The sequence below is a fragment of the Streptomyces sp. NPDC085460 genome, assembly GCF_044541975.1.
GTDB lineage: Bacteria > Actinomycetota > Actinomycetes > Streptomycetales > Streptomycetaceae > Streptomyces.
Genome location: NZ_JBITTO010000013.1, coordinates 118,912 through 139,148, shown reverse-complemented (window position 1 = coordinate 139,148; position 20,237 = coordinate 118,912). Strand labels below are relative to the sequence as shown.

General features: G+C 72.9%; 24 protein-coding genes. 16 read left to right on the top strand and 8 right to left on the bottom strand.

Annotated elements, in window-relative coordinates:
* Positions 1 to 43: 43 nt before the first annotated feature.
* From ACIGHB_RS29385 to ACIGHB_RS29375, 3 genes are all read right to left on the bottom strand, one after another.
* Complete coding sequence (locus ACIGHB_RS29385) at positions 44 to 622, bottom strand: TetR/AcrR family transcriptional regulator (protein ID WP_399917137.1); 579 nt, start codon at positions 620 to 622, stop codon at positions 44 to 46.
* 79 nt (positions 623 to 701) lie between these two features.
* Complete coding sequence (locus ACIGHB_RS29380; RefSeq protein ID WP_399917135.1) at positions 702 to 1,118, bottom strand: RidA family protein; 417 nt, start codon at positions 1,116 to 1,118, stop codon at positions 702 to 704.
* 101 nt (positions 1,119 to 1,219) lie between these two features.
* Positions 1,220 to 1,672 (bottom strand): winged helix-turn-helix transcriptional regulator, encoded by a 453-nt coding sequence (locus tag ACIGHB_RS29375; RefSeq protein ID WP_399917133.1) that lies wholly within the window; start codon positions 1,670 to 1,672, stop codon positions 1,220 to 1,222.
* 68 nt (positions 1,673 to 1,740) lie between these two features.
* Between ACIGHB_RS29375 and ACIGHB_RS29370 the strand changes: the two genes are divergently transcribed.
* The 3 genes from ACIGHB_RS29370 (at position 1,741) to ACIGHB_RS29360 (ending at position 4,572) form a co-directional block, all read left to right on the top strand.
* On the top strand, positions 1,741 to 3,144 hold the full coding sequence (locus ACIGHB_RS29370) for an MFS transporter (RefSeq protein ID WP_399917131.1): 1,404 nt from the start codon (positions 1,741 to 1,743) through the stop codon (positions 3,142 to 3,144).
* Between the two features lie 106 nt (positions 3,145 to 3,250).
* Entirely contained in the window at positions 3,251 to 3,625 is a 375-nt protein-coding gene (locus tag ACIGHB_RS29365; protein ID WP_360313856.1) for an FKBP-type peptidyl-prolyl cis-trans isomerase, read from the top strand.
* 278 nt (positions 3,626 to 3,903) lie between these two features.
* Entirely contained in the window at positions 3,904 to 4,572 is a 669-nt protein-coding gene (locus ACIGHB_RS29360; protein WP_399917129.1) for a hypothetical protein, read from the top strand.
* A gap of 57 nt (positions 4,573 to 4,629) precedes the next feature.
* Here ACIGHB_RS29360 and ACIGHB_RS29355 read toward each other — a convergent pair whose 3' ends face one another.
* Positions 4,630 to 5,118 carry an SRPBCC family protein gene (locus ACIGHB_RS29355; RefSeq protein ID WP_399917127.1) on the bottom strand — a complete coding sequence of 163 codons (489 nt, stop codon included), beginning with the start codon at positions 5,116 to 5,118 and terminating at the stop codon, positions 4,630 to 4,632.
* Positions 5,119 to 5,362: 244 nt separating this feature from the next.
* On the opposite strand from ACIGHB_RS29355, the gene ACIGHB_RS29350 reads away from it, so the two are divergent.
* The 9 genes from ACIGHB_RS29350 to ACIGHB_RS29310 all read left to right on the top strand — a co-directional run bounded on the left by ACIGHB_RS29350 (position 5,363) and on the right by ACIGHB_RS29310 (position 14,970).
* A complete protein-coding gene (locus tag ACIGHB_RS29350; RefSeq protein WP_399917125.1) occupies positions 5,363 to 5,776 on the top strand; it encodes a hypothetical protein in 414 nt (137 codons plus the stop codon).
* Positions 5,777 to 5,849: 73 nt separating this feature from the next.
* Entirely contained in the window at positions 5,850 to 6,530 is a 681-nt protein-coding gene (locus ACIGHB_RS29345) for a hypothetical protein (protein WP_399917123.1), read from the top strand.
* 261 nt (positions 6,531 to 6,791) lie between these two features.
* Positions 6,792 to 7,400, top strand: coding sequence for a TetR/AcrR family transcriptional regulator (locus tag ACIGHB_RS29340; protein ID WP_399917121.1), 609 nt, complete (start codon positions 6,792 to 6,794; stop codon positions 7,398 to 7,400).
* A 327-nt stretch (positions 7,401 to 7,727) separates the two neighbouring features.
* A complete protein-coding gene (locus ACIGHB_RS29335; protein WP_399917119.1) occupies positions 7,728 to 8,654 on the top strand; it encodes a TauD/TfdA dioxygenase family protein in 927 nt (308 codons plus the stop codon).
* A 151-nt stretch (positions 8,655 to 8,805) separates the two neighbouring features.
* Positions 8,806 to 10,245 carry an MFS transporter gene (locus tag ACIGHB_RS29330; protein WP_399917117.1) on the top strand — a complete coding sequence of 480 codons (1,440 nt, stop codon included), beginning with the start codon at positions 8,806 to 8,808 and terminating at the stop codon, positions 10,243 to 10,245.
* Positions 10,246 to 10,276: 31 nt separating this feature from the next.
* Positions 10,277 to 12,046 (top strand): aldehyde dehydrogenase family protein, encoded by a 1,770-nt coding sequence (locus tag ACIGHB_RS29325; RefSeq protein WP_399917115.1) that lies wholly within the window; start codon positions 10,277 to 10,279, stop codon positions 12,044 to 12,046.
* A 71-nt stretch (positions 12,047 to 12,117) separates the two neighbouring features.
* Positions 12,118 to 13,629 carry a long-chain fatty acid--CoA ligase gene (locus ACIGHB_RS29320; RefSeq protein ID WP_399917113.1) on the top strand — a complete coding sequence of 504 codons (1,512 nt, stop codon included), beginning with the start codon at positions 12,118 to 12,120 and terminating at the stop codon, positions 13,627 to 13,629.
* Between the two features lie 245 nt (positions 13,630 to 13,874).
* Complete coding sequence (locus ACIGHB_RS29315; RefSeq protein WP_360313876.1) at positions 13,875 to 14,594, top strand: hypothetical protein; 720 nt, start codon at positions 13,875 to 13,877, stop codon at positions 14,592 to 14,594.
* 4 nt (positions 14,595 to 14,598) lie between these two features.
* Positions 14,599 to 14,970 (top strand): GntR family transcriptional regulator, encoded by a 372-nt coding sequence (locus ACIGHB_RS29310; protein WP_399917109.1) that lies wholly within the window; start codon positions 14,599 to 14,601, stop codon positions 14,968 to 14,970.
* Positions 14,971 to 15,141: 171 nt separating this feature from the next.
* Here the strand turns inward: ACIGHB_RS29310 and ACIGHB_RS29305 are convergent, their stop codons facing one another.
* Entirely contained in the window at positions 15,142 to 15,315 is a 174-nt protein-coding gene (locus tag ACIGHB_RS29305; RefSeq protein WP_399917107.1) for a CsbD family protein, read from the bottom strand.
* A 208-nt stretch (positions 15,316 to 15,523) separates the two neighbouring features.
* On the opposite strand from ACIGHB_RS29305, the gene ACIGHB_RS29300 reads away from it, so the two are divergent.
* The 3 genes from ACIGHB_RS29300 (at position 15,524) to ACIGHB_RS29290 (ending at position 16,917) form a co-directional block, all read left to right on the top strand.
* The gene (locus ACIGHB_RS29300; protein WP_399917105.1) at positions 15,524 to 15,895 is read left to right on the top strand and encodes a hypothetical protein; all 372 of its coding nucleotides are present in this window, start codon (positions 15,524 to 15,526) and stop codon (positions 15,893 to 15,895) included.
* An 86-nt stretch (positions 15,896 to 15,981) separates the two neighbouring features.
* On the top strand, positions 15,982 to 16,143 hold the full coding sequence (locus ACIGHB_RS29295) for a DUF5670 family protein (protein WP_360313883.1): 162 nt from the start codon (positions 15,982 to 15,984) through the stop codon (positions 16,141 to 16,143).
* A gap of 288 nt (positions 16,144 to 16,431) precedes the next feature.
* The gene (locus tag ACIGHB_RS29290) at positions 16,432 to 16,917 is read left to right on the top strand and encodes an ATP-binding protein (protein ID WP_399917103.1); all 486 of its coding nucleotides are present in this window, start codon (positions 16,432 to 16,434) and stop codon (positions 16,915 to 16,917) included.
* 165 nt (positions 16,918 to 17,082) lie between these two features.
* Here the strand turns inward: ACIGHB_RS29290 and ACIGHB_RS29285 are convergent, their stop codons facing one another.
* A complete protein-coding gene (locus tag ACIGHB_RS29285; RefSeq protein ID WP_360313887.1) occupies positions 17,083 to 17,340 on the bottom strand; it encodes a WhiB family transcriptional regulator in 258 nt (85 codons plus the stop codon).
* A gap of 396 nt (positions 17,341 to 17,736) precedes the next feature.
* Positions 17,737 to 18,159, bottom strand: coding sequence for an ATP-binding protein (locus ACIGHB_RS29280; RefSeq protein WP_360313889.1), 423 nt, complete (start codon positions 18,157 to 18,159; stop codon positions 17,737 to 17,739).
* Between the two features lie 306 nt (positions 18,160 to 18,465).
* Between ACIGHB_RS29280 and ACIGHB_RS29275 the strand changes: the two genes are divergently transcribed.
* Entirely contained in the window at positions 18,466 to 19,302 is an 837-nt protein-coding gene (locus ACIGHB_RS29275) for an RNA polymerase sigma factor SigF (protein ID WP_399917100.1), read from the top strand.
* A gap of 14 nt (positions 19,303 to 19,316) precedes the next feature.
* Here the strand turns inward: ACIGHB_RS29275 and ACIGHB_RS29270 are convergent, their stop codons facing one another.
* Complete coding sequence (locus ACIGHB_RS29270; RefSeq protein WP_399917098.1) at positions 19,317 to 20,183, bottom strand: oxygenase MpaB family protein; 867 nt, start codon at positions 20,181 to 20,183, stop codon at positions 19,317 to 19,319.
* Between the last annotated feature and the right edge of the window lie 54 nt (positions 20,184 to 20,237).

The following is a 20,237-nucleotide window of genomic DNA, read 5'->3' as shown; positions in this document are numbered from 1 at the left end:
GGAATGGTAACGACTGTTACCAAGGCGGTCCAGGCTCCTCCGTTCAGAGGTCCGCGAGGGTGCTCTCCACGGTGTCGAGCAGGGCCTGCCGGTCTCGTTGCACCCGCGCGAGGACGCGCAGGCCGTAGTAGGTGCTCTGGATGCGGCGGGCGAGGGCGTGGAGATCTCCGGAGGCGCGGATCTCGCCCGTGCCGCTGCCCTCGGCGAGGGCAGCGTGGAGTGCGCCCGTGACCTGGTCGAAGCTGCGCGCGGCCAGCTCCCTGACCTCCTGGTCGTGGACGGGGGCCTCGACGGCGGCGTTGATCGTGAAGCACCCGCGCCGGCCGGCCTCGTCCAGATCCGCGTCGACCGCGTGGACCATCAGCCGGCGCAGGCGCTCCTTCACGGGGCCGGAGCCCTGGAGGAGCGCGACCTGCTCGGCGGTGCTCGTCTCGTGGTACCGGCCGAGCGCGCGGAGATAGAGCGACCGCTTGTCGCCGAAGGCGTTGTAGAGACTGGAGGGCCCGAGGCCGGTGCTCGCGCAGAGGTCGCGCGTCGACGTGCCCTCGTAACCCAGACTCCAGAACGTCTCCATCGCCGCCGTCAGGGCGCGTTGCTCGTCGAACTCTCGGGGCCTTGCCATGGGTGCAGCCTATGCCGGGTCCCGCACGTGCCGGGTCCCGCACGTCCGGGCCGGCCCGTGCGGGACCCGGCGGTGGGAGTCACGCGGCGACGCCGACCGCCTCGATCTCGATCATCCACTCGGGATCCGCGAGGGCGGAGACCTGGACGAACGTCTCGGCGGGGAAGGGTTCCGCGTACTGCTCCGCGCGGAGGGCCGCGAAGAGGTCCTGGTGGGTGATGTCCGTGACGAAGACGGTGAGTTTCACGGCCCGGTCGAGGCCGGAGCCCGCCCGCGAGAGCACGGTGGACACATTGGCCAGGGCCTGCCGGGCCTGCGCGGTGAAGTCTCCGCGCCCGACGGTGACGCCCTCGGCGTCGACCGGTGCCTGCCCCGACGTGAAGACGAGCCCGCCGACCCGGATGCCGAGCGAGATCCCCGCCCCCTCGTACCAGTCGGGGTCGGCGGTGACGCGGACGCGGGTGCGGTCGAGCGGCGGAGTGGAGGGTAAGGCCATGGCTGACTCCTTGTGTGTGCAGGGGTGTTCGCACCCTAACAGGTTTTGAATCGATCGCTCCAAAACTAGGGTGAACAGCCGTGTGGCCGCCCTGTGCCGGCTCAGTCCGTGGGGAGCTTGTGCACCACGGTGTCATGGGGGCCGAGGGCCCTTCCGTCCGCCGCCTGGACCGCCAGCGGCCGCAGCGGGCGGCCCTGGTCGCGGTCGACGAGCTCGGAGTGCGGTTCGCCGGGACCGAAGAAGTTCCCCTCGCCCCACTGGCGCAGCGCCACGATGACGGGGAAGAGGGCCTCACCCTTGGGGGTCAGGACGTACTCGCGGTAGGCGCTGCCGTCCGAGGCGGGCGCGGACTCGAGCACACCGCCCGCGACCAGATCGCGCAGGCGGGCGCTGAGGACGTTCTTCGCCACGCCGAGCCCGCGCTGGAACTCTCCGAAGCGGCGGCTCCCGTCGAAGGCGTCCCGCACGATCAGCAGCGACCACCAGTCCCCGATGGCGTCGACCGAGCGCGCCACGGGGCAGTCGCTGTCGTCGAACCGCGTCCTCTTCACCATGCCCGGCCACCTTCTCTCTCTGGTTGCAACATGCTACCAAGCGGGCTACGGTCCAGCCTGGTAGCAATATGAAACCAGAGGGTGTGGAGGGGTACGGAGTGAGCTGCGACCACAGGGCAGGGGCACGAGTCGCTCCCGATGCGACGGGGGCGGCGCGAACGGGCGTCCGCCACCCCGATCCGGCCGGGGGCGATCCGGGCGGGAGCGATCCGGTCGGGGGCGATCCGGGCACGTCCCCTCCCGACAACCTGCCCCGAACCCTCGTCGTCCTCTTCGCCCTCGCCTGCGGATCGGCCGTGGCCAACGTCTACTTCGCGCAGCCGCTCCTCGTGACCATGGGCCGCGACCTCGCGATGAGCCCGGCGCTCGTCGGCGCCGTCGTCACGCTCACACAGGTCGGATACGGCGTGGGGCTGCTGCTTCTCGTCCCGCTCGGCGACGTCGTCGCACGCCGGCGGCTCGTCGTCACCCAACTGCTCCTCCTCGTGGTGGCCCTCGTCGCCGTGGCCACCGCCCGTACCGCCCCGGTACTCCTCGCGGGCATGGCCGCGATGGGGCTCCTCGCGGTGGTCGCGCAGACGCTGGTCGCCTTCGCCGCGTCCCTGGCGGGCCCCGCCCGGCGCGGTGGCGTCGTCGGCCTGGTGACCAGCGGGATCGTCATCGGCATCCTGCTCGCCCGTACGGCCTCCGGTCTGCTGGCCGACCTCGTCGGGTGGCGCTCGGTCTACCTGGCCTCGGCCCTCGTCACCGTCCTGCTCGCACTCCTCCTGCACAGGACACTGCCGCGCCCCACCCACGCACCCACGCGGCTTCGCTACGGACAGCTCGTACGCTCGACGCTCACGCTGTTCGCGACGGAACCGCTGCTCCGGCTCCGGGCCCTGCTCGGCCTGCTGATCTTCGCCGCGTTCAGCGCCCTGTGGAGCAGCGTCGCGCTCCCGCTCAGCGAGGCCCCGTACACGCTCTCCCACACCGCGATCGGCGCGTTCGGCCTGGTCGGAGCCGTGGGCGCGCTGGCCGCCACGGCCGCCGGCCGCCTCAACGACCGGGGCCTGTCGCGCTGGACGTCCGGCATCGGCCTGGCGCTGCTCACCGCCTCCTGGCTGCCCCTGGCCTTCACGCGGGACTCACTCTGGGCCCTGGCGGTCGGCGTGGTCGTCCTCGACCTCGCCGTGCAGGCGGTCCACGTCACCAACCAGACCCTCGTCCACGAGCTCCGCCCGGACGCGGGCAGCCGCCTGATCGCCGGTTACATGCTCTTCTACTCGATCGGCAGCGCCACCGGAGCCCTCGCCGCGACCTCCCTCTACGCCGTGGCCGGCTGGGGCGCGGTCTGCGTCCTGGGAGCCGGGATCAGCGGCGCGGCCCTCCTGCTGTGGGCTGCCGCGACCGCCCGGACGAGCCGCGCCTCCGCCGGCACGGCCGCGAACCCGACGCCGGCGCGCACCCGCGACGGCCGGAAGGCCCGGTAAAGGCCGCCCACAGGCGCCCTCCTCCCGGCGCACCTCCGGTGATAATGATCAATCACGTACGTCGGTCGGCGGCAGGCCGGCCGACGAGGAGAGCGAGGAGCGGGCCATGGCCCTTGAACGACCCGAGATCGCCGCCCCCCAGGGCCGGCCGTCCCCCTATCTACACAAGGAGGACCTGGTGGTCGGTGACGGAGCCGAGGCCACCCCGGGCTCCGTGGTCTCGGTCCACTACCTGGGGGTGGCGCACTCCACCGGCGAGGAGTTCGACGCCTCGTGGAACCGCGGCCAGCCGTTCGAGTTCACCCTGGGTGGGCGACAGGTCATCAAGGGCTGGGACATGGGCGTCCGGGGCATGAAGGTCGGCGGCCGCCGGAAGCTGGTCATCCCGCCGCACCTGGCCTACGGCGACCGTTCACCCTCGCCCGCCATCAAGCCGGGCGAGACGCTGATCTTCGTGGTCGACCTCCTCTCGGTCGGCTGACGCCCTGCCCCTGGCATGGCTCCAGGCCGGGGGAGCGGGCGAGATGGGGTGGGGGCGGGGGAGGCGCACGGCCGGCCGGCTCGTCCCTCCGCGGGTCCGGGCCCGCCCCCCGTCCGTCCGTCCGCCGACAGGACACCGCACAGCGGAATCACGTCAACCTCGTGTGTGTCCGTACCCTCTCCCCGCGCCATCTCGTTGTGCCCCGCGATGCCCTGACGGTTCGGGGGCAGACGAGAGGAGCGCACGAACGTGCGCTGCACCCAGAGGGAGGCGCCCGGATGAGCGTGATCGACCCGTACGACGAGCTCCAGCGGCAGACCGCCGAGGCCGAGGCCCGCTTCGTGTCCGACTCCAGGGGCGCGACGATGACCGTGCTCCGCAGGGACGGTGGCTACCGCCACCTCCGCTTCGACCTTCCGAAGGCGTCATGGGAGGGCTTCGAACTGGTCACCTGGCCCGGGACGCTCGTCGTGCGCGGTGGGCTCGGCTGCTGGACCTTCCACCAGGACGGCGCCGACATGATGGACACCGCCCGGCCCGCCGCCCACGACACCCTGCGGATCGACCCGCACTTCTGGGAGAACCGGTTCACCCCCGGTGGCGGCCAGTCCGCGAAGAAGTACTCGCCGACTCGGGCCATCGCTCTCCTCCGAGCCGCCGTAGCGGAGAACGACGAGGCGCACCCCGGCCTGGCGTCCGCGGCGGCGGACGAACTGCTCTCCCCGCCGGCCCTCGCGGAGCTGAACACCGAGGCCGGCCTGAGGGCGGCGCTCGCCCGCTTCCACCTCCGCCACGAGAGGAACGGGTCCACGGGCCACGGCCCCTTCCGCTTCCCGGTCGACACCTGGGAGCTGGACGCCTACGACCCCTGGTTCCTGCTGACCTGCGCCGCCGTGCCCTGGGCGGTCGAGCAGCACGACGCGACGGCCGTCCCCGTCGTCGTATAGCGACTGCTCGGCCTGTCTCGACTCAGGGCGTCGGCGGGCCCGCCCGCCTCGCCCCGATCAGTCCTCCTCGCGGACGTCCGCGCCTCGCTCGGCGAACGCCTTGAAGTCCCGCATATGCTGTCGCGACTGCTTGCGGAAGGCGCCGGGCATCACGAGGCCCACCAGCCTCATGAAGAAGCCGCTGAACCGGTACTCGTTCTCGCTCTCCCAGAGCGTCGTCCCCGGGCGGACCTCGGTCAGCCGGTCGCGCACGGCGCTCCACATGCCCTCGCCGACGATCTCCCGGTCGAAGTGGACGACGCCCGTTCCCGGGACCTCACGCAGGTCCGCCGGTTCCCGGCGCGTGATGGTCTCGATGCACTCCATCTCCTGCTTGCCCGTCCGGAACACGACCCGCGACCTGGTGCCGAGCTGCCCGTGCTCCCCGCTCAGCGGCTCGTGCACCACCAGACCGCGCAGCCATTTCGGCAGCTGCGCCGGATCGGCGAGCAACCGGACGACCTCCTCACGCGGGAGGGCGATCTCGGTGGACACGGTGTATTTCATGAAACGTCTCATTCCTGTCGTTCTCGCAGAGAGGACACCATGCTGCCGCAGTGCCCAGCGTGCTCCTCGGGAACGCGCACGGCATTCCGTCTCCGGCGGACATGCGCGCGTACGTGTCACTGGCCAATGGAATATGCGCGAAATCGGCTGTGACGGCTCCCGGTGTTCCGTCACCGTGGACATACGGAGGTAGTCGCGGGATGCGGCTCCGTGAGCGGCATCGCGGAAGGGGAGGGGCAGGGGCATGTGGGAATGGGATGGCGCGGAAGGGCACGTGGGCGGCGTCGGGGTGTTGCTGGAGGGCGGCGCGGTCGCCGGGCCCGTGTACGTCGGCAGGGGCGGCTCCGGGTGCGTACCGGGCTTCACCGACTGGTGGAGCTACGACGGCGACCTGCGGCGCCCGCTCGCCGACCGGATGCGCGCCGTCTGCGCCTGCGGCTGGCACGGCGACACGACGTACCCGATCGCCTGGGAACTGGTGCCGGACAGCGAGCCGTTCCGGTACGACACCTCCGGGCCGGAACGGGACTGGACGGCACACGCGCGGCAGGTCGACGCCACCGCGGTGCCGGTGCCCGAGGAGATCGCCGCCGCGCTCCGCGGCACCGGGCAGGTCCTCGCCTCCCGCCCGCATCGGTACGACAACGGCCGCTTCTGATGGCCTGTCGGGCGGAGACCCGGTGTCAGTGGTGTGCGGCACGATTTCCTCACGCGACGGAAAGAGGGATCCGATGCACGCCAAGGACACGCGTCCGACACTCACCGATCAGCACCAGCAGCACGAGCGGCACTACGAGTTGTGGAGATGGGGCGGCCGGCTGCCCAGCGACCGTCTGCGCCGCGCGCGCGGAAGCAACGTGCTCGGACTGCTGGAATTCGACACCGAGCTCGTGCACGCCCTCGGCCCGCTCGCGCCGGAGGTCCAGCGAGCGGTGGCGCTGGTCGCCGCGCGCCGGGCCTGCGAGGTGTCCGGGCTGGCTGACATGTGGTGGATCACGCCGGCACTGAGCGCGTTGGAGGCGGAGCGCCCGCTGCCGTCGCCGTTCGACGACTGGGACCTCATGTTCCGGACACTGCGCGCCAATCTGCCGAAGGAGGGCCCGCTCGTGCTGGGAGCGATCCCTCCAGAGCGGCCACCCTTCGTGCCGCCGGCCACGGACGGGGCCGAAGTGGTCACGTTCCCCTCCGTGCCGCGCGTACCCGAACCGATCAACCAGCCGTTCTTCGCCCTGCCCGCCGTTGTCGCCGCCGCAGGGGCGGATCCGCTCATCGCGGCGCTCGACGCGGTCTGGCACGCGATCCACACCTATGGCGAGCACTACCCGCAACTCCTGGAGGAGATCCGCTCGGTGTACGCGGAGCCCGCCGGCGAGCCGGACGACGCCGAGGCTCCGTCCGCCGGCGCGGAGTGAGTCCCGACCGAGAAGTCCGCAGGTGAACAGGCGCTTCGACCCGGCTGCGCCACGCCCTGGGCAACCTGCGGACCACGCGCGCGCCGCCTCGGCGAGTGGGACGAGGACGGTGACGGACGCGTCGGCCGCGATGCCTACCTGGCCCAGATCCGCTCCTTCGTCACCGGCGGATCCGCCCCCATGGCGAGGGCCCTGCACGCGTAGCGTGTGCCGGCGTTCCCCGTGTTTCGGCCGGGGCCGCACGCCTCGTAGGGTCGGGGCATGACCAACAGGCACACCGGCGCGGACGTCGAGAGCAAGGGGCCGGGGCGGCCGAGGGACGAGCGGATGGCCAGTGCGGTGCTGGCCGCGGTGGTCGAGCTGGTCGCCGAGCGTGGGCTGGGGGAGCTCACCATGGCGGCCGTAGCCGCCCGGGCCGGGGTCAGCAAGCCGGCCATCTACCGGCGGTGGCCCACCAAGCAGGACCTCGTGATCGCGGCGGCCGAGTCACGGGTCGGCGCCCTGACCGTGCCGGACCTGGGGGACTTCAGGGCCGAACTGCGGGAGCTGCTCACCGCCCGGCTGCGGCAGTACCGCGCCCCGGGCGTCGACCGGCTCCTCGCCGGCGTGATCGGCTCCGCGGCCGAGGCGGACGCCGAGCGGAGCGCGTACGGCGCCTACACCGCCCGGGTCACCGGCGAGACCCGGCGCGTCCTGGAGCGGGGTATCGCCCGCGGCGACGTACGGCCCGACACGGACGTGGCGGCGGCGGCCACGCTCGTCGCCGGCTCGCTGCTGTTCCGCATGCTGGCCGAGCAGGACCTGCCGGACGTCGGACTGGTGGACGCCGTCGTCGACATGGTCGCGCGGGCCGTCGGCGTGCGCGACTGACGGCCCGCGGGCCGCGGAGGCGCGGCCCGCACTCCACGCGGGCGGAGCGGTTTCCCGGAGAGGGGGCCGCTCCGTTACGCGTGTGCCTGCCGTGAAAGAGCCCCCGTCCGGCGGCCCCGGTGCCGCTGTCGCCGGGCTCTCTCGCGTACCCCCCGGCAAATTTTCGGCCGTACCCCCTTGCCGAGTCGCACCCTAATATCGATACTCCGGGTAACGAAATTGGCGAGCCGCCGTTCACGAGAACGGGCGCCCGGACGTACCCGGCCCGGCCGACGCCCGCCGTGCACCGCGCAGGCACGCCACCCCGCCTCCCCACAGAGGAGCCGCATGATCACCGACGCCGTCGCCGACCCCAAGCCCGTCCTCGACAAGCCCCTGATGCACTACGGGCGGCGCGAGCTGAACCGCACCGCGCCCGGCACCGACCCCACCGCCTACACCCTCTTCGGCGTCCAGCCGGTCACCCCGCACTTCGGCGCCGTCCTGACCGGCCTCGACCTGACCCGGCCGATCACCGACGACCTCGCCGAAGAACTGCGCCGGGCCCTCCTGGAATGGAAGGTGATCTTCTTCCGGGACCAGCACGGCGTCACCGCCGACCACCACCAGGCGCTCTCGGCCGTCTGGGGACCCACCGAGCCCAACCCCTTCTTCCCGAAGACCGGAGACGCGGGCATCTCGCGCCTCGCCAAGGACGCCAAGGCGGCCGGCAACAAGAACATCTGGCACAGCGACCACTCCTTCATGGCCAACCCGTCCCTGGGCGCCGTACTGCGCGCCGTCGAGGTGCCCGAGGCCGGCGGCGACACCATGTGGGCCGACATGGCCGCCGCCTACGACAACCTCCCCGACGACCTGAAGGCGCGCATCGAGGACCTCACCGCCGTCCACGACTGGGAGGCCAGCTGGGGCGCGCTGATGAGCGACGAGCAGAAGGCCGCGTTCCGCGCGGACTGGCCGCGGGTCGAGCACCCCGTCGTGGTCCGCCATCCCCGCAGCGGCCGCAAGACCCTGTATGTCAACGAGCCCTTCACCCGCTTCATCAAGGGCCTGCCCGAGGCCGAGAACCGCGAACTCCTCGACATCCTGGTCCTCCAGGCGCGCATCCCCGAGTTCCAGATCCGCTTCCACTGGGAGCCCGGCTCCCTCGTCGTCTGGGACAACATCGCCACCCAGCACTACGCGGTCAACGACTACTTCCCCCGGCGCCGCGTCATGGAGCGCATCGCCATCGCGGGCGTCCCGCTGTCCTGACCGGGCCGCAGCCGCCCCTCGACGCCGGGGCTTCCAGCGGCTTCCAGCGGTTCGCCGCGGACAGCCCCGGTGTCGAGAGCCCTTCCATCGAGAGCCCTGCCTCTCCGCCCTCCCCGCCCCCCCCGCAGTCCGGCACCCCCCGGAGGACCCCGTGACCGCTGCACAGACCGCACCCCGACCGCTGAGCGGCGGTGCCGCACCGACCACGACGAACACGGGCCGACGTGCCTGGACCGTCACCGGCCTCCTCGTGGTCTTCATGATGGTCAACTTCGCGGACAAGTCCGTCCTCGGCCTCGCGGCCGACGAGATCCGCGCCGACCTCGGCCTGACCGCGACGCAGTTCGGCCTGGCCAACAGCGCCTTCTTCCTGCTGTTCTCACTCTCCGGCGCCCTCGTGGGCCTCCTCCTCGCCGACCGCGTCAAGGCCAAGTGGCTGCTGCTGACCATGGCCGTACTGTGGTCGCTCGCGCAGATCCCGCCGGCCATCGGCGGCGGCCTCGCCGTCCTCATCGGCTCACGGCTGGTCCTCGGCGCGGCGGAAGGCCCCGCCTTCCCCGTCGCCCAGCAGACCGCGCTCTCCTGGTTCCCCGACCACCGCCGCAATCTCCCCGGCGCCCTGGTCACCCTCGGAGTCACCCTCGGCGTCATCACCGCCGCACCCGGTCTGACCTGGGTCATCCAGGAACACGGCTGGCGCGCCGCCCTGTGGGTGGTCGCCGGCGTCGGGGCGGTGTGGGCCGCCGTCTGGTCGGCCTTCGGCGGCGACGGCACCTTCCGAACCGACGACACCCCCGCCCGCGACAGGCCGACCGGGCCCGAGGCCGCCACCGCGCCCGACGTCGCCACCGGCCCCGGCGCCGCCACCGCATCCAACGCCGGCGCCGTCACCGCATCCAACGCCGCCACCGTCACCGCGTCCAACGCCGCCACCGCATCCGAAGCCGCCCCCGGATACCACCGCGTCCTCGCCACCCGCACCTGGATCGGCATCACCCTCGCCTACTTCACCAGCTACTGGATCGTCGGCCTGATGGTCGCCTGGCTCCCGTCCTACCTGCGCAACGGCCTCGGCTACGCGGCCGACACCGCCGGCGCGCTCGTGGTCACCCCGTGGGCCGTCGGGGCGGTGGTCCTGCTCGGCCAGGCGGTGCTCACCGGCCGGCTGATGCGGCGCGGCGTCGGCAGCCGTACGGCCCGGGGCCGGGTCGGCGGCGTGATGCTCCTGATCGGCGCCGTCAGCCTCTTCTGCGTGCCGCTCGCCGACAGCGCCACCACGAAGACGGTGCTGCTCGCCCTCGGTCTCGGCATGGGCGGTTCGTACGCCACCATCGCCGCGACCACCATCGCCGAACTCAGCCCGCCCCGGCGCCGCGGCGGCGCCCTCGGCACGATGAACGCGGTGGTCACCACGGCCGGCCTCATCGCTCCCGTCGTCGTCGGCCGGCTCATCGACACCCAGGGCGACGCCGGGTACGAACACGCCGTCCTCCTCTCCGGCGCGCTGCTCTGCCTGGGCGCCCTCGCCTCGCTCACCCTCGTCGACCCGGCCCGCGACGCCGCCCGCCTCCGCCTCCACTCCCGCACGTGACCCGCCCCGCGCCACCTCCCTGGAGCCCCCTGTGACCACCGAACTCCTCGACACCGACGCCCTCGACCGCGCCGTCGCCGACCTGCGGACCGGCCGGGACACCTGGGCCGCCACCCCGCTCGACGAACGCATCGCCCTCCTGGAACGGCTGCTGCCGCGTATCACCGCCCGGGCCGCCGCGATGGCCGAGGCGGGTGCCCGCGCGAAGGGCTACGGCCCCGACTCGCCCGCCGCCGCCGAGGACTGGATCGGCGCCCCCTGGGCCCTGACCCAGAACGTCGCCGCGCTGCTGCACGTGCTGCGCCGGCTCGCCGCCGGCCAGGAACCCGTCCCCGCCGACGCCGTGCGGGAACGCCGGGGCCGTACCGTCGTCGACGTCTTCCCCGCCACCGGCTGGGACCGGCTCCTCCTCAACGGCTTCACCGCCGAAGTACACGTCCGGGCGGGCACCACCCCGCGCCAGGTACGCGACCGCGCCGCCGGACCCTACCGGGGCCGCGCGCCCCGGCCCCGGGTCTCACTCGTCCTCGGCGCCGGCAACGTGGCCGCGATCACCGCCCTGGACGTCCTGCACAAGCTGTACGCGGAGAACCAGGTCGTCGTCGCGAAGATGAACCCGGTCAACGACTACCTGCGCCCCCACTTCGACGAGATCTTCGCCGAGTTCACGGCCCGCGGCTGGGTCCGCTTCGTCCCCGGCGGTGCCGCCGAGGGCGCCTACCTCGCCGGGCACGACGGGATCGACACCCTGCACATCACCGGCAGCGACCGCACCCACGACGCCCTCGTGTGGGGCACCGACGACCAGGCCGAGGAACGCCGCCGCGCCGACACGCCCCTCCTCGACAAGGAGTTCACCAGCGAACTCGGCGGGGTCAGCCCCTGCATCGTCACCCCCGGCCCCTGGACCAGGGCGGACTTCCGCCATCAGGCCGAGCACATCGTCACCAGCAAGATGAACAACTCCGGCCACAACTGCATCGCCGGCCAGGTCCTCGTCGTGCCGGCCGACTGGGACGGCACGGAGGAACTCCTCACCGAGATACGCCGCGTCCTGCGCGCCCTCCCGCCCCGCACCGACTACTACCCCGGCGCCCGGGACCGCCTCGCCGCCGTCCGCGCCGCACACCCCGAGGCCGAGGTGCTGGGCCCCGACGGCTGCCGCCTGCTGATCCCCGACGTCACCGACCACGCCGACCCGCTGCTCACCGACGAGGTCTTCGCCAGCGCGCTCGCCGTCGTACGACTGCCCGGCGCCCACCCCGGCACCGGCACCGCCGCCGACGCCGGTACGGACCCCGCTGCCGGCCCCGGTACCGACCCCGGCCCCTTCCTGAAGGAGGCCGTGGCCTTCGCCAACGACGTCCTCCCCGGCACGCTGGGCGCCACCCTCCTCGTCCACCCACGGACCGAGAAGAGCCACCCCCGGCAGGTGATCGAGGCCATCGAAGCCCTGCGCTACGGGACCCTCGGCGTCAACTGCTGGTCCGCCGTCGGCTTCCTGCTCGGCTACACCCCCTGGGGCGCCCACCCCGGCCACACGCGCCGCTCCATCGGCTCCGGCATCGGCTTCGTCCACAACGCCTTCATGCTGGAGGACGTCGAGAAGACCGTGCTGCGGGCGCCGTTCGCGCCCGCCCCGCGCGGCCTGTTCACCGGATCGCCCTCGATCTCACCCCGTCCGCCGTTCTACGTCACCAACCGGACGGCCCTCACCACGATCCGCCGCGTCACCGCCTTCACCGCGGCGCCCTCGCTCGCCAAGCTCCCCGGCATCTTCGCCTCCGCGCTCCGCGGCTGACCCTTCCGTGTCGCGCCGCTCCGCGCCGCGCGGCGGCCCGGCCCGCCCGTACCCCCTTGATTGGAACCCCGATGAACCTTGCCGACTTCGTGAGCCGCAGCGCGGCCGAGCACGGCGGCCGCACCGCCATCGAACTGGGCAGCACCCGCATCGACTACACCGCACTCGACCTGACGGTGGGCCGCGTGGCCGCCCTGCTCGAAGCCCGTGGCGTACGCCCCGGCGACCGGGTCGGCGTGATGCTGCCCAACCTGACCGAGTTCCCCGCCCTGTACTACGGCGCGCTGAGGGCCGGCGCCGTCGTCGTGCCCATGAACCCGCTCCTGAAGGCCCGGGAGATCGCCCACTACCTCCGGGACTCGGGCGCCAGGCTGCTCTTCGTCTTCGACGCGGTCGCCGAGGAGGCTGCCAAGGGTGCCGAGGGCGCCAAGGGGGCCGAGGGCGCCGAGGGTGCCGAGACCGTGGTGATCCCCGTGGCGCCGGGAGCCCTGACCGATCTCCTCGCCGACCACCCCGAACCGGTCACGGCCTCGGTGGGCGGCGGCCAGGACACCGCCGTGATCCTCTACACCTCCGGCACCACCGGCAGGCCCAAGGGCGCCGAACTGTCCCACGACAACATCGCCCGCAACACCGAACTGTGCGCCCGCGACCTCTTCGACCTGCGCCCCGAGGACGTCGTCCTCGGCTGCCTGCCGCTCTTCCACACCTTCGGGCAGACCTGCGGGATGAACACGGCCGTCTCGGTCGGCGCCCGCCTCACCCTGCTGCCCCGCTTCGAGCCCCAGGCCGCTCTCGACGCCCTCGCCGCCGGCGGGGTCACCGTGTTCCTCGGCGTGCCGACGATGTTCAACGCGCTCCTCGCCGCCCGCCACCGCGCCCCCGACGCGCACGACGTCTCCGGTCTGCGCCTGTGCGCCTCCGGTGGCTCGTCCCTGCCGGTGGAGGTCCTGCACGGCTTCGAGAAGGCGTTCGGCAGCCCCGTCCTCGAAGGCTACGGACTGTCCGAGACCTCTCCCGTCGCCACGTTCAACCACCCCGACCGCCCCCGCAAGGCCGGCACCGTCGGCACCCCGCTCCGGGGCGTCGAGGTCCGCCTCGACGCCGAGAAGGACGGCATCGGCGAGGTCTGCGTCCGTGGCCACAACGTCATGAAGGGCTACTGGAACCGCCCCGACGCCACCGCCGAGGCGCTCGTCGACGGGTGGCTGCACACCGGAGACCTCGGCCGTGTCGACGAGGACGGCTATCTCTCCATCGTCGACCGGAAGAAGGACCTGATCATCCGCGGCGGCTACAACGTCTACCCGCGCGAGATCGAGGAGGTCCTGTACGAGCATTCCGACGTCGCCGAGGCGGCCGTCATCGGCCTGCCGCACGACGAGCTCGGCGAAGAGGTCGGCGCCGCCGTGGTCCTCCACGAGGGAGCCACCACCACCCCGGACGACCTGCGCGACTTCGTCCGCGCCCAGGTCGCCGCGTACAAGTACCCCCGGGTCGTCTGGCTCCTCGACGCACTTCCCAAGGGCGCCACAGGAAAGATCCTCAAGCGGGAGATCGAGCCGCCGCGCCGACCCCGTTGACTTGCCTCAACCTTTGACTCATCATCCTGAGTCAAAGGTTGAGACAAGAGATGCGGTGGGGTGTGGTGGCGAGGAACTCGAAGGACGACCCGGCTGGGGCTGGGGCTGGGGCTGGGGCTGAGCCTGTAGCTGAGGTCGAGGTCGAGGTCGAGGTTGAGGCTGAGGCCGAGCGGGCTCGGCTCTGGCTGGCCGGGCACGGGCTCACCGACGTTCCGCCCTCGCGCCTGCTGGCGAGGCGCCTGGCCGTGCGGCAGAGCTCCCGGCTGGCCGGAAGTGTCCTCCTGGCCGGGTTCATCCTCGCGTTCGCCCTCGTCTACAGCACCAGCCTTCCCGCCGGCCTCGCGCCCGACGCGGCCGGCGCCCAGGGTGGGAGCCGGGCTCTGTGGCTTCTGGTCGGAGTGGTGGCGGTGTTCGTGCCCGCGCAGGCCGCGCTGGACCTGCGCGTACGCCGGGCGGACCGGCGGGCGGGCGCGGAGCTGCGGCGGAGGGTGGCGCAGGTGGCGCGTCCGAGCTGGCGCGCGGTCGTCGGCGGGCCCCGCGCCGCTCTCGCGGCCGGGACGTACGCGGGCGCCCTCGCGCTGACCGCCGGCGCGATGGCCTCCACGGCGCCTGGCGTACGGTACGCGGCGACCGTCCTGCTCATCGGGGTGTGCGCGGCGGCGACGGTGACACTGGTCCAGCTCCGCCACGTCCTGACGCACCCCGCGGTGGCCGACGACGAGGCCGCGCTGCGCGCCGACGACGTCCTGCGCGCCGAGGACGCCCGGGAGGCCGCGACGCCCACCATGGTGTGGTGCCTGCCGTGGTACATCCCCGCCACGGTGCTCACCGGAGACGCCCTCCTCCGGTGGAACATCGCCTGGATCGCCCTCATCGTCCTCGGCGCCGTCACGCTCGCGGTGATCACCCTGCGGTCCGCCAGGGCGGCCGTCGCCGCGTCGCGCCGACCCGCGGTCGGCGGCTGACGGCGTGATCGTCATCGACACGGCCTCCGCCGTCCCGCCGTTCGAACAGCTCCGCGCGCAGCTCGCGCGCCAGATCCAGGACCGCACGCTCGTCGTGGGGACCCGCCTGCCGACGATCCGCAGGCTGGCCGCGGACCTGGGCCTCGCGGCCAACACCGTCGGCCGGGCCTACCGGGAACTGGAGGAGGCGGGTCTGATCGAGACCCGCCGCGCGGCCGGCTCCTTCGTCACCGCGACAGGCGACGAAGGGCGCGAGCGGGCTCGCGCCGCCGCCGCGGAGTACGCGGCCCTGATCGCCCGCCTCGGCATCGGCGGGGACGAAGCCCTGACCATCGTCCGGGCCGCACTCGGCAACCCGGCCGTGCCGGGCCCCTGAGCCCTCCGCGTCGGCGCCACCCGCAGAACCGGACGACGCCGGACGACGCCGGACGATGCCGTATGACGCCGTATGCGGAACCCGCCGTCCCGGGCCGTACGCACGCGGCGGAGGGGCGGCCCGCCACCTGGCGGGCCCGCCCCTCCCGTGCGAAACCGGTCTTGCGCCGGATCAGTGCTTGAAGGCGTCCTTCGCCTTCTCCTTGGCCTGGCGCGCGTCGCCCTTCGCCTGCTCGGACCTGCCCTCCGCCTCCAAGCGCTCGTCGTCGGTCAAACGGCCGACCGCTTCCTTGGCCTTGCCCTTGGCCTGCTCGCCCTTGGCCTTCATCTTCTGCTCACCGGACACGAAAGATCACTCCTTCTCCCTGCGGCACTTCTGACACCAGGACGCCTGACCCGTATCAGGGAGAGCAAACATCCCGCATAGGCCCGCATAGGGGAAACCCGCGCAAAACTCCGTTCGCCGCCCGCCCGTCTTGTCGGCCCAGCCTGCCCACGGGACCGTCCCGTGCGAACAAATGTTTAGCTCGGGCGGGCGGGGCGAGACGTTGCCCATGAGTGCTTCGGAAAAGAGCGAACAGAACGCGTTCCACGGGACCGGCCCGTACGCCGTGCCCGACTACCCCGACATGGCGTGGCCGGACGTCCCCGACGGGGACGAGAGCGAGGACATGGCCGATCTCGGGGCGCCGGACGTGCTTCCGGCCCCGTGGGCCGAGAAGGCCCGCGCCGCCGCCCACGCGGCGCGGGGCGCCGGGGACGCGCTCTGGACGACCGTGCGCGCCGACAAGGCGGTGACGGTCGCCGCCGTCGCGGGCGCGGCGACCGTGCTCGGCCTCGCGTACTTCGTCGGCCGGCGGGCCGGTCGGCGCGCCGCGCGGAGCAGCCTCGGGCCGATGGCCCTGCTGCTCGACCGCCGCTGCTGAGCCCTCGCGACCCGTACTGTCCCGGAGGCGTGCGCCCGCGTGCAGCCCGCCTCCTCGCGTCCCCGTCCTTCCGGAGGTGCACACGCATGGTCCCCCTGCTTCTCGTGCTGCTGCTCGCCCTGCTGCTTTTCGGCGCGGGCTTCGCGATCAAGGCGCTCTGGTGGATCGCCGTGATCGTCCTGGTCCTGTGGCTGCTGGGCTTCGTGGCCCGGCCGAAGGGCGGCACGGGCCGCTGGTACCGCTGGTAGGCGGCTCCCTGCGAGACGCCGCGCCCCGAGCGCGGTCCGAGCCCGGCACCTCCGACCGGAGGTGCCGGGCTCGCCGCGTGACTCGGAGGACGTCTGCACGAGCCGGCACGGCGCTGCGCGGCCCGGGACACCAGAGGCCGGAGATGAGAGACCGGAGACCGAGACCGGAACCGCCGGCCGCGGGTGTCATCCCCGGCGTGACCGGTGTGGGAATCATGAAGCGGGGATAGGCGGGGTACGGGGTGTCCAGCCGTGCCCGCCCACCCGGACGAGGGGAGTACCAGCGCCATGACGGACGCGATCGCCGCTGAGCGGTCCGCATCGGAGCCCCTGCTGTCCGTGAGCGTCGTCTACGACGACGCCGCCCACGGCGGCGCGATCGCCGCGGCGCGCGCCTTCACGGCGGACTTCCTCGCGGCCGCCCCCTCCGTACGGGGTGGGCCGGTGGCGGACGAGCGCGTCGAACTGGCGCAGCTGGTGGTGAGCGAGCTGGTGACCAACGCGGTGCGACACGCCGCAGGCCCGTACCGGCTGGTCCTGGAGCTGTGCCGGGACGACGTGGAGATCTCGGTCTTCGACCGTGAGGCCGCGGTCCCCGTGCCTCGCGGACACGATCCCCGCCGCATCGGGCAGCACGGCGTGGAGATCGTCCTCGCCGTCTGCGAGAGCCTGACCGTGGAGCCCGCCCCGGACGGCAAACGGGTCCGCGCACGTCTCTCCCTCAGTCCGGACCCCACCGACACGGCGGAACGGGCTGACTGGCAGACGTGTTGAACCGGCGCCCGGCGCGGGGGCGGAGAGGTGGCCGGCGGTCGGGAAGGTGCGGCTGTCGCCGACCTCGACCAGGGTCCTGGCGGGGGAGGGCCGGCAGGGGGAGCCGCCACCCAGCCGGCGGGCGCGCATGGGGAGTGCGCAACCGGGGGAGGGCCGGGAGGGCCCTCAACGCCCCGCGGCCGCCTCGCGCCCCGACCGCCGTCGGAGCGAGCGTCGTTCGGCCTCCGTGAGGCCGCCCCAGACACCCGCCGGCGGTTGCGGCTCCGCCAGCGCTTCGCTCAGGCACTGCCGCCGTACCGGGCAGCGTCGGCAGACCTTCTTTGCCTCCTCCGCCTGGGCGAGGGCGGGGGAGCCCAGTCCCACGGGGAAGAACAGATCAGGGTCGACCTCCTGGCAGGCCGCGGCCGCACGCCAGCTGTCCATGTGAGCCTCCTTGCGCATGCGTTGGGGTTCGTCTTCCTGTCCGCCTGACCGCTCGCCCGTACGTGAAACCCGTACGCGAACCCGTACGCGAACCCGTACGTGAAACCCGTACGCGAACCCGTACGCGCATCGCGGATGCGCATCTCGGACGCGCGCGAGCGAGGCCGGTCTCAGGACGTCACCGGGGGCCCCTCCGTGGTCCGCCGGGCACGGGCGTGACGCTCCACCACGCCATGGCCACCCCGACGCCGAACAACAGGATCAGTACGACGGGCATGACGGAATCCTTCCGGGGGGATCGGGTCGTCGGATGATCCGGGTGACCGCGAACGCGACGCCGAAACGCCCTTCCCCGAGAAACTCCGACCCGATTCCGGTTCGGCCGGCTCGGCATCCTCACGTCGGCTCGTCGGGCGGGCGTGGCCGGAAGCAGGCGGTCACGTCCTTGCCCCGGGGGCAGGCATGGGTCCGCACCTCGTCGGCGAGGGCGCCGACCAGGAGCATGCCGCGCCCGCCGAGGGCCGCGTCGTCGGGGGCGCGCCGCTCGGGAATCCGGGGAGAGGTGTCGTGCACGGTGACGTGCAGGCACTCCTCGTCCCAGGTGAGGATGAGCTGCGCGTCGCTGTGGGCGTGGACGTGCGCGTTGGTGACCAGTTCGGAGACGGCCAGCACCACGGAGTCCGCCGCGTCGGGCGCGGTCCGGTCCCAGCCGAGGGTGGCCAGGTGTCCGCGCGTCCAGTCCCTGGCGGTCTTCACACCGCAGCCGAGGGGCAGCGACTTCGCCCATCCGACGGCTCGCATCGATGGATCCTGTTTCATGACTCTCCTCCGGACGACCACAGGGGATGTCGGCTCGTCTGCCCCGTGGCCGACGAAGGAACCCGCCGCCCCCGGCAGTCGGCCGCCCCCGCCCACGCCCCGACGCGCTGACGGGGCAAGGCGAGTGAGAGTGCGTCAGCTGTCCCGCCTTCGGCGTGTCCGCACCCGCTCGCGGTGCGACCGCGTTTCGGGTCCGGTTCGAGAAAGGCTGTGTGGAGGCGTGAACTCCGGGTAGGCGAACCCCCACGAGGCGCGCGTCCCGGTTCGGGACCTACGTGAGAGGGGAACGGTGTGACGGTCACCACGATGCCGGTAGCGGGAGTCGAGGTCGGTGCGGGGACGCTGCCGGAGATCCCGGACACGTCGGCGGTCGCGCCGAAGGACGCGCGGGCTTTGTCGAAGGTGTTCTTCCGGGAGCTTGCGGTGCTGGAGGAGGGGACGCACGAGTACCAGTACGCGCGGAACACTCTCATCGAGATGAACATGAGCCTGGTGCGTTACGCGGCCGGGCGGTTTCGTCATCGTGCGGACGAGATGGAGGACATCGTCCAGGTCGGGATGATCGGCCTGATCAAGGCGATCGACCGGTTCGAGCTGTCGCGTGAGGTCGAGTTCACGACGTTCGCGGTTCCTTACATCGTGGGTGAGATCAAGCGGTTCTTCCGGGACACGTCGTGGGCGGTGCATGTGCCGCGCCGGCTCCAGGAAGCGCGGGTGGAGCTGGCGAAGGCGACGGAGGAGCTGAGCACGCGGCTGGGCCGGACGCCGACGGTGAAGGAGCTGGCCGAGCTGATGAGCCTCACCGAGGCAGAGGTGACCGAGGCGCGGCTGGCGTCGAACGGGTACAACTCCTCGTCCCTCGACGCCGCGCTCGGCGGTGACGAGGAGGACGGCGACGCGTCCCTGGCCGACTTCATCGGCGCCGAGGACCCCGCGATGGAGCTGGTGGAGGACTTCCACGCACTGGCCCCGCTCATCGCGGACCTGGACGAGCGGGACCGCCACATCATCCATCTCAGGTTCGTCGAGGAACTCACCCAGGCCCAGATCGGAGAACGCCTGGGCTGCTCCCAGATGCACGTCTCACGGCTGCTCTCGCGCACCGTGAAGCGCCTGCGCGAGGGCCTGCTGACAGACTGCTGATCCCGCGCGGCCCCTCACCCGGCGGGCGGCAGCGAGGGCGTCACCCAGCGGATCGCCGCGACGACGAGCCGTCCGCCCGGTCGCGCCACCGGCAGCAGGAGCCGGACGTGCACCGGAAGGGGGACGAGCCGCCGCGCCCACGGTGGCAGGAGGTCGACCGCCGCGGCGGCGAGGAGGGCGTACGGAAGGCGGGCCGGCCAGGGCAGGGGCGGCGCGGCCAGCAGATAGCGCGCCGTACCCGCCGACTCGTCGGTGGCCGCCAGCTCGCCGCGCCTGCGCGCCAACGCCTCCGCCAGGTCCGCCTCCGTGAGAGGAGGATCGGCGATCCCCAGCCGCCGGGCGACCGACGCCATGTCCGCGACGTAGGCGTCCCGCCGTGCGCCCGGCAGCGGAGCCCGCCCGTACCCCTGGTAGGCCCGCAGGAAGCAGAAGGTCTCGGCCAGGTGCACCCAGGAGAGCAGCGCCGGATCGGAGGCCCTGTACGCCACCCCGTCCGGTGTCGCCCCGGTCACCCGCGCGTGTACGGACCGCACCCGCGCCACCGCCCGCTCGGCGTCGTCGGCCGTCCCGAAGGTCGTCTCCGCGAGGAAGGTGCTGGTCCGCTGGAGCCGGCCCCAGGGGTCGCCCCGGAAACCCGAGTGCGCCCACACGGCGGCCATGGCGACCGGGTGCAGCGACTGCAGGAGGAGCGCGGCGAGACCCCCGACGTACATGGAGGCGTCCCCGTGCACCACCCGCACGGGGCGCTCCGGGGCGAACCAGCGCGGGCCCGGGGTTCCGTGGATCCGGGCACGCTTACGGTGCGCCGTGGGGCCCGCCACCCGCCGCAACAGCGCGTCACCGGCCTTCGCGCGCACCGTGTCGATCAATACGTGACGCATCGGCATCGCCTTCTTGCACGGCTGCCCGCAGCCCCCGGCACGCATGCCCCGCCG

What these genes read in the sequence shown, in the direction of transcription:
- ACIGHB_RS29275 (WP_399917100.1), top strand. Translation starts at nt 18,466, where the DNA reads ATGCCGGTAGCGGGAGTCGAGGTCGGTGCGGGGACGCTGCCGGAGATC.
- ACIGHB_RS29290 (WP_399917103.1), top strand. Translation starts at nt 16,432, where the DNA reads ATGACGGACGCGATCGCCGCTGAGCGGTCCGCATCGGAGCCCCTGCTG.
- ACIGHB_RS29335 (WP_399917119.1), top strand. Translation starts at nt 7,728, where the DNA reads ATGATCACCGACGCCGTCGCCGACCCCAAGCCCGTCCTCGACAAGCCC.
- ACIGHB_RS29360 (WP_399917129.1), top strand. Translation starts at nt 3,904, where the DNA reads ATGAGCGTGATCGACCCGTACGACGAGCTCCAGCGGCAGACCGCCGAG.
- ACIGHB_RS29370 (WP_399917131.1), top strand. Translation starts at nt 1,741, where the DNA reads ATGAAACCAGAGGGTGTGGAGGGGTACGGAGTGAGCTGCGACCACAGG.
- ACIGHB_RS29295 (WP_360313883.1), top strand. Translation starts at nt 15,982, where the DNA reads ATGGTCCCCCTGCTTCTCGTGCTGCTGCTCGCCCTGCTGCTTTTCGGC.
- ACIGHB_RS29300 (WP_399917105.1), top strand. Translation starts at nt 15,524, where the DNA reads ATGAGTGCTTCGGAAAAGAGCGAACAGAACGCGTTCCACGGGACCGGC.
- ACIGHB_RS29350 (WP_399917125.1), top strand. Translation starts at nt 5,363, where the DNA reads ATGTGGGAATGGGATGGCGCGGAAGGGCACGTGGGCGGCGTCGGGGTG.
- ACIGHB_RS29365 (WP_360313856.1), top strand. Translation starts at nt 3,251, where the DNA reads ATGGCCCTTGAACGACCCGAGATCGCCGCCCCCCAGGGCCGGCCGTCC.
- ACIGHB_RS29340 (WP_399917121.1), top strand. Translation starts at nt 6,792, where the DNA reads ATGACCAACAGGCACACCGGCGCGGACGTCGAGAGCAAGGGGCCGGGG.
- ACIGHB_RS29375 (WP_399917133.1), bottom strand. Translation starts at nt 1,672, where the DNA reads ATGGTGAAGAGGACGCGGTTCGACGACAGCGACTGCCCCGTGGCGCGC.
- ACIGHB_RS29380 (WP_399917135.1), bottom strand. Translation starts at nt 1,118, where the DNA reads ATGGCCTTACCCTCCACTCCGCCGCTCGACCGCACCCGCGTCCGCGTC.
- ACIGHB_RS29280 (WP_360313889.1), bottom strand. Translation starts at nt 18,159, where the DNA reads ATGAAACAGGATCCATCGATGCGAGCCGTCGGATGGGCGAAGTCGCTG.
- ACIGHB_RS29270 (WP_399917098.1), bottom strand. Translation starts at nt 20,183, where the DNA reads ATGCGTCACGTATTGATCGACACGGTGCGCGCGAAGGCCGGTGACGCG.
- ACIGHB_RS29285 (WP_360313887.1), bottom strand. Translation starts at nt 17,340, where the DNA reads ATGGACAGCTGGCGTGCGGCCGCGGCCTGCCAGGAGGTCGACCCTGAT.
- ACIGHB_RS29355 (WP_399917127.1), bottom strand. Translation starts at nt 5,118, where the DNA reads ATGAAATACACCGTGTCCACCGAGATCGCCCTCCCGCGTGAGGAGGTC.
- ACIGHB_RS29345 (WP_399917123.1), top strand. Translation starts at nt 5,850, where the DNA reads ATGCACGCCAAGGACACGCGTCCGACACTCACCGATCAGCACCAGCAG.
- ACIGHB_RS29385 (WP_399917137.1), bottom strand. Translation starts at nt 622, where the DNA reads ATGGCAAGGCCCCGAGAGTTCGACGAGCAACGCGCCCTGACGGCGGCG.
- ACIGHB_RS29320 (WP_399917113.1), top strand. Translation starts at nt 12,118, where the DNA reads ATGAACCTTGCCGACTTCGTGAGCCGCAGCGCGGCCGAGCACGGCGGC.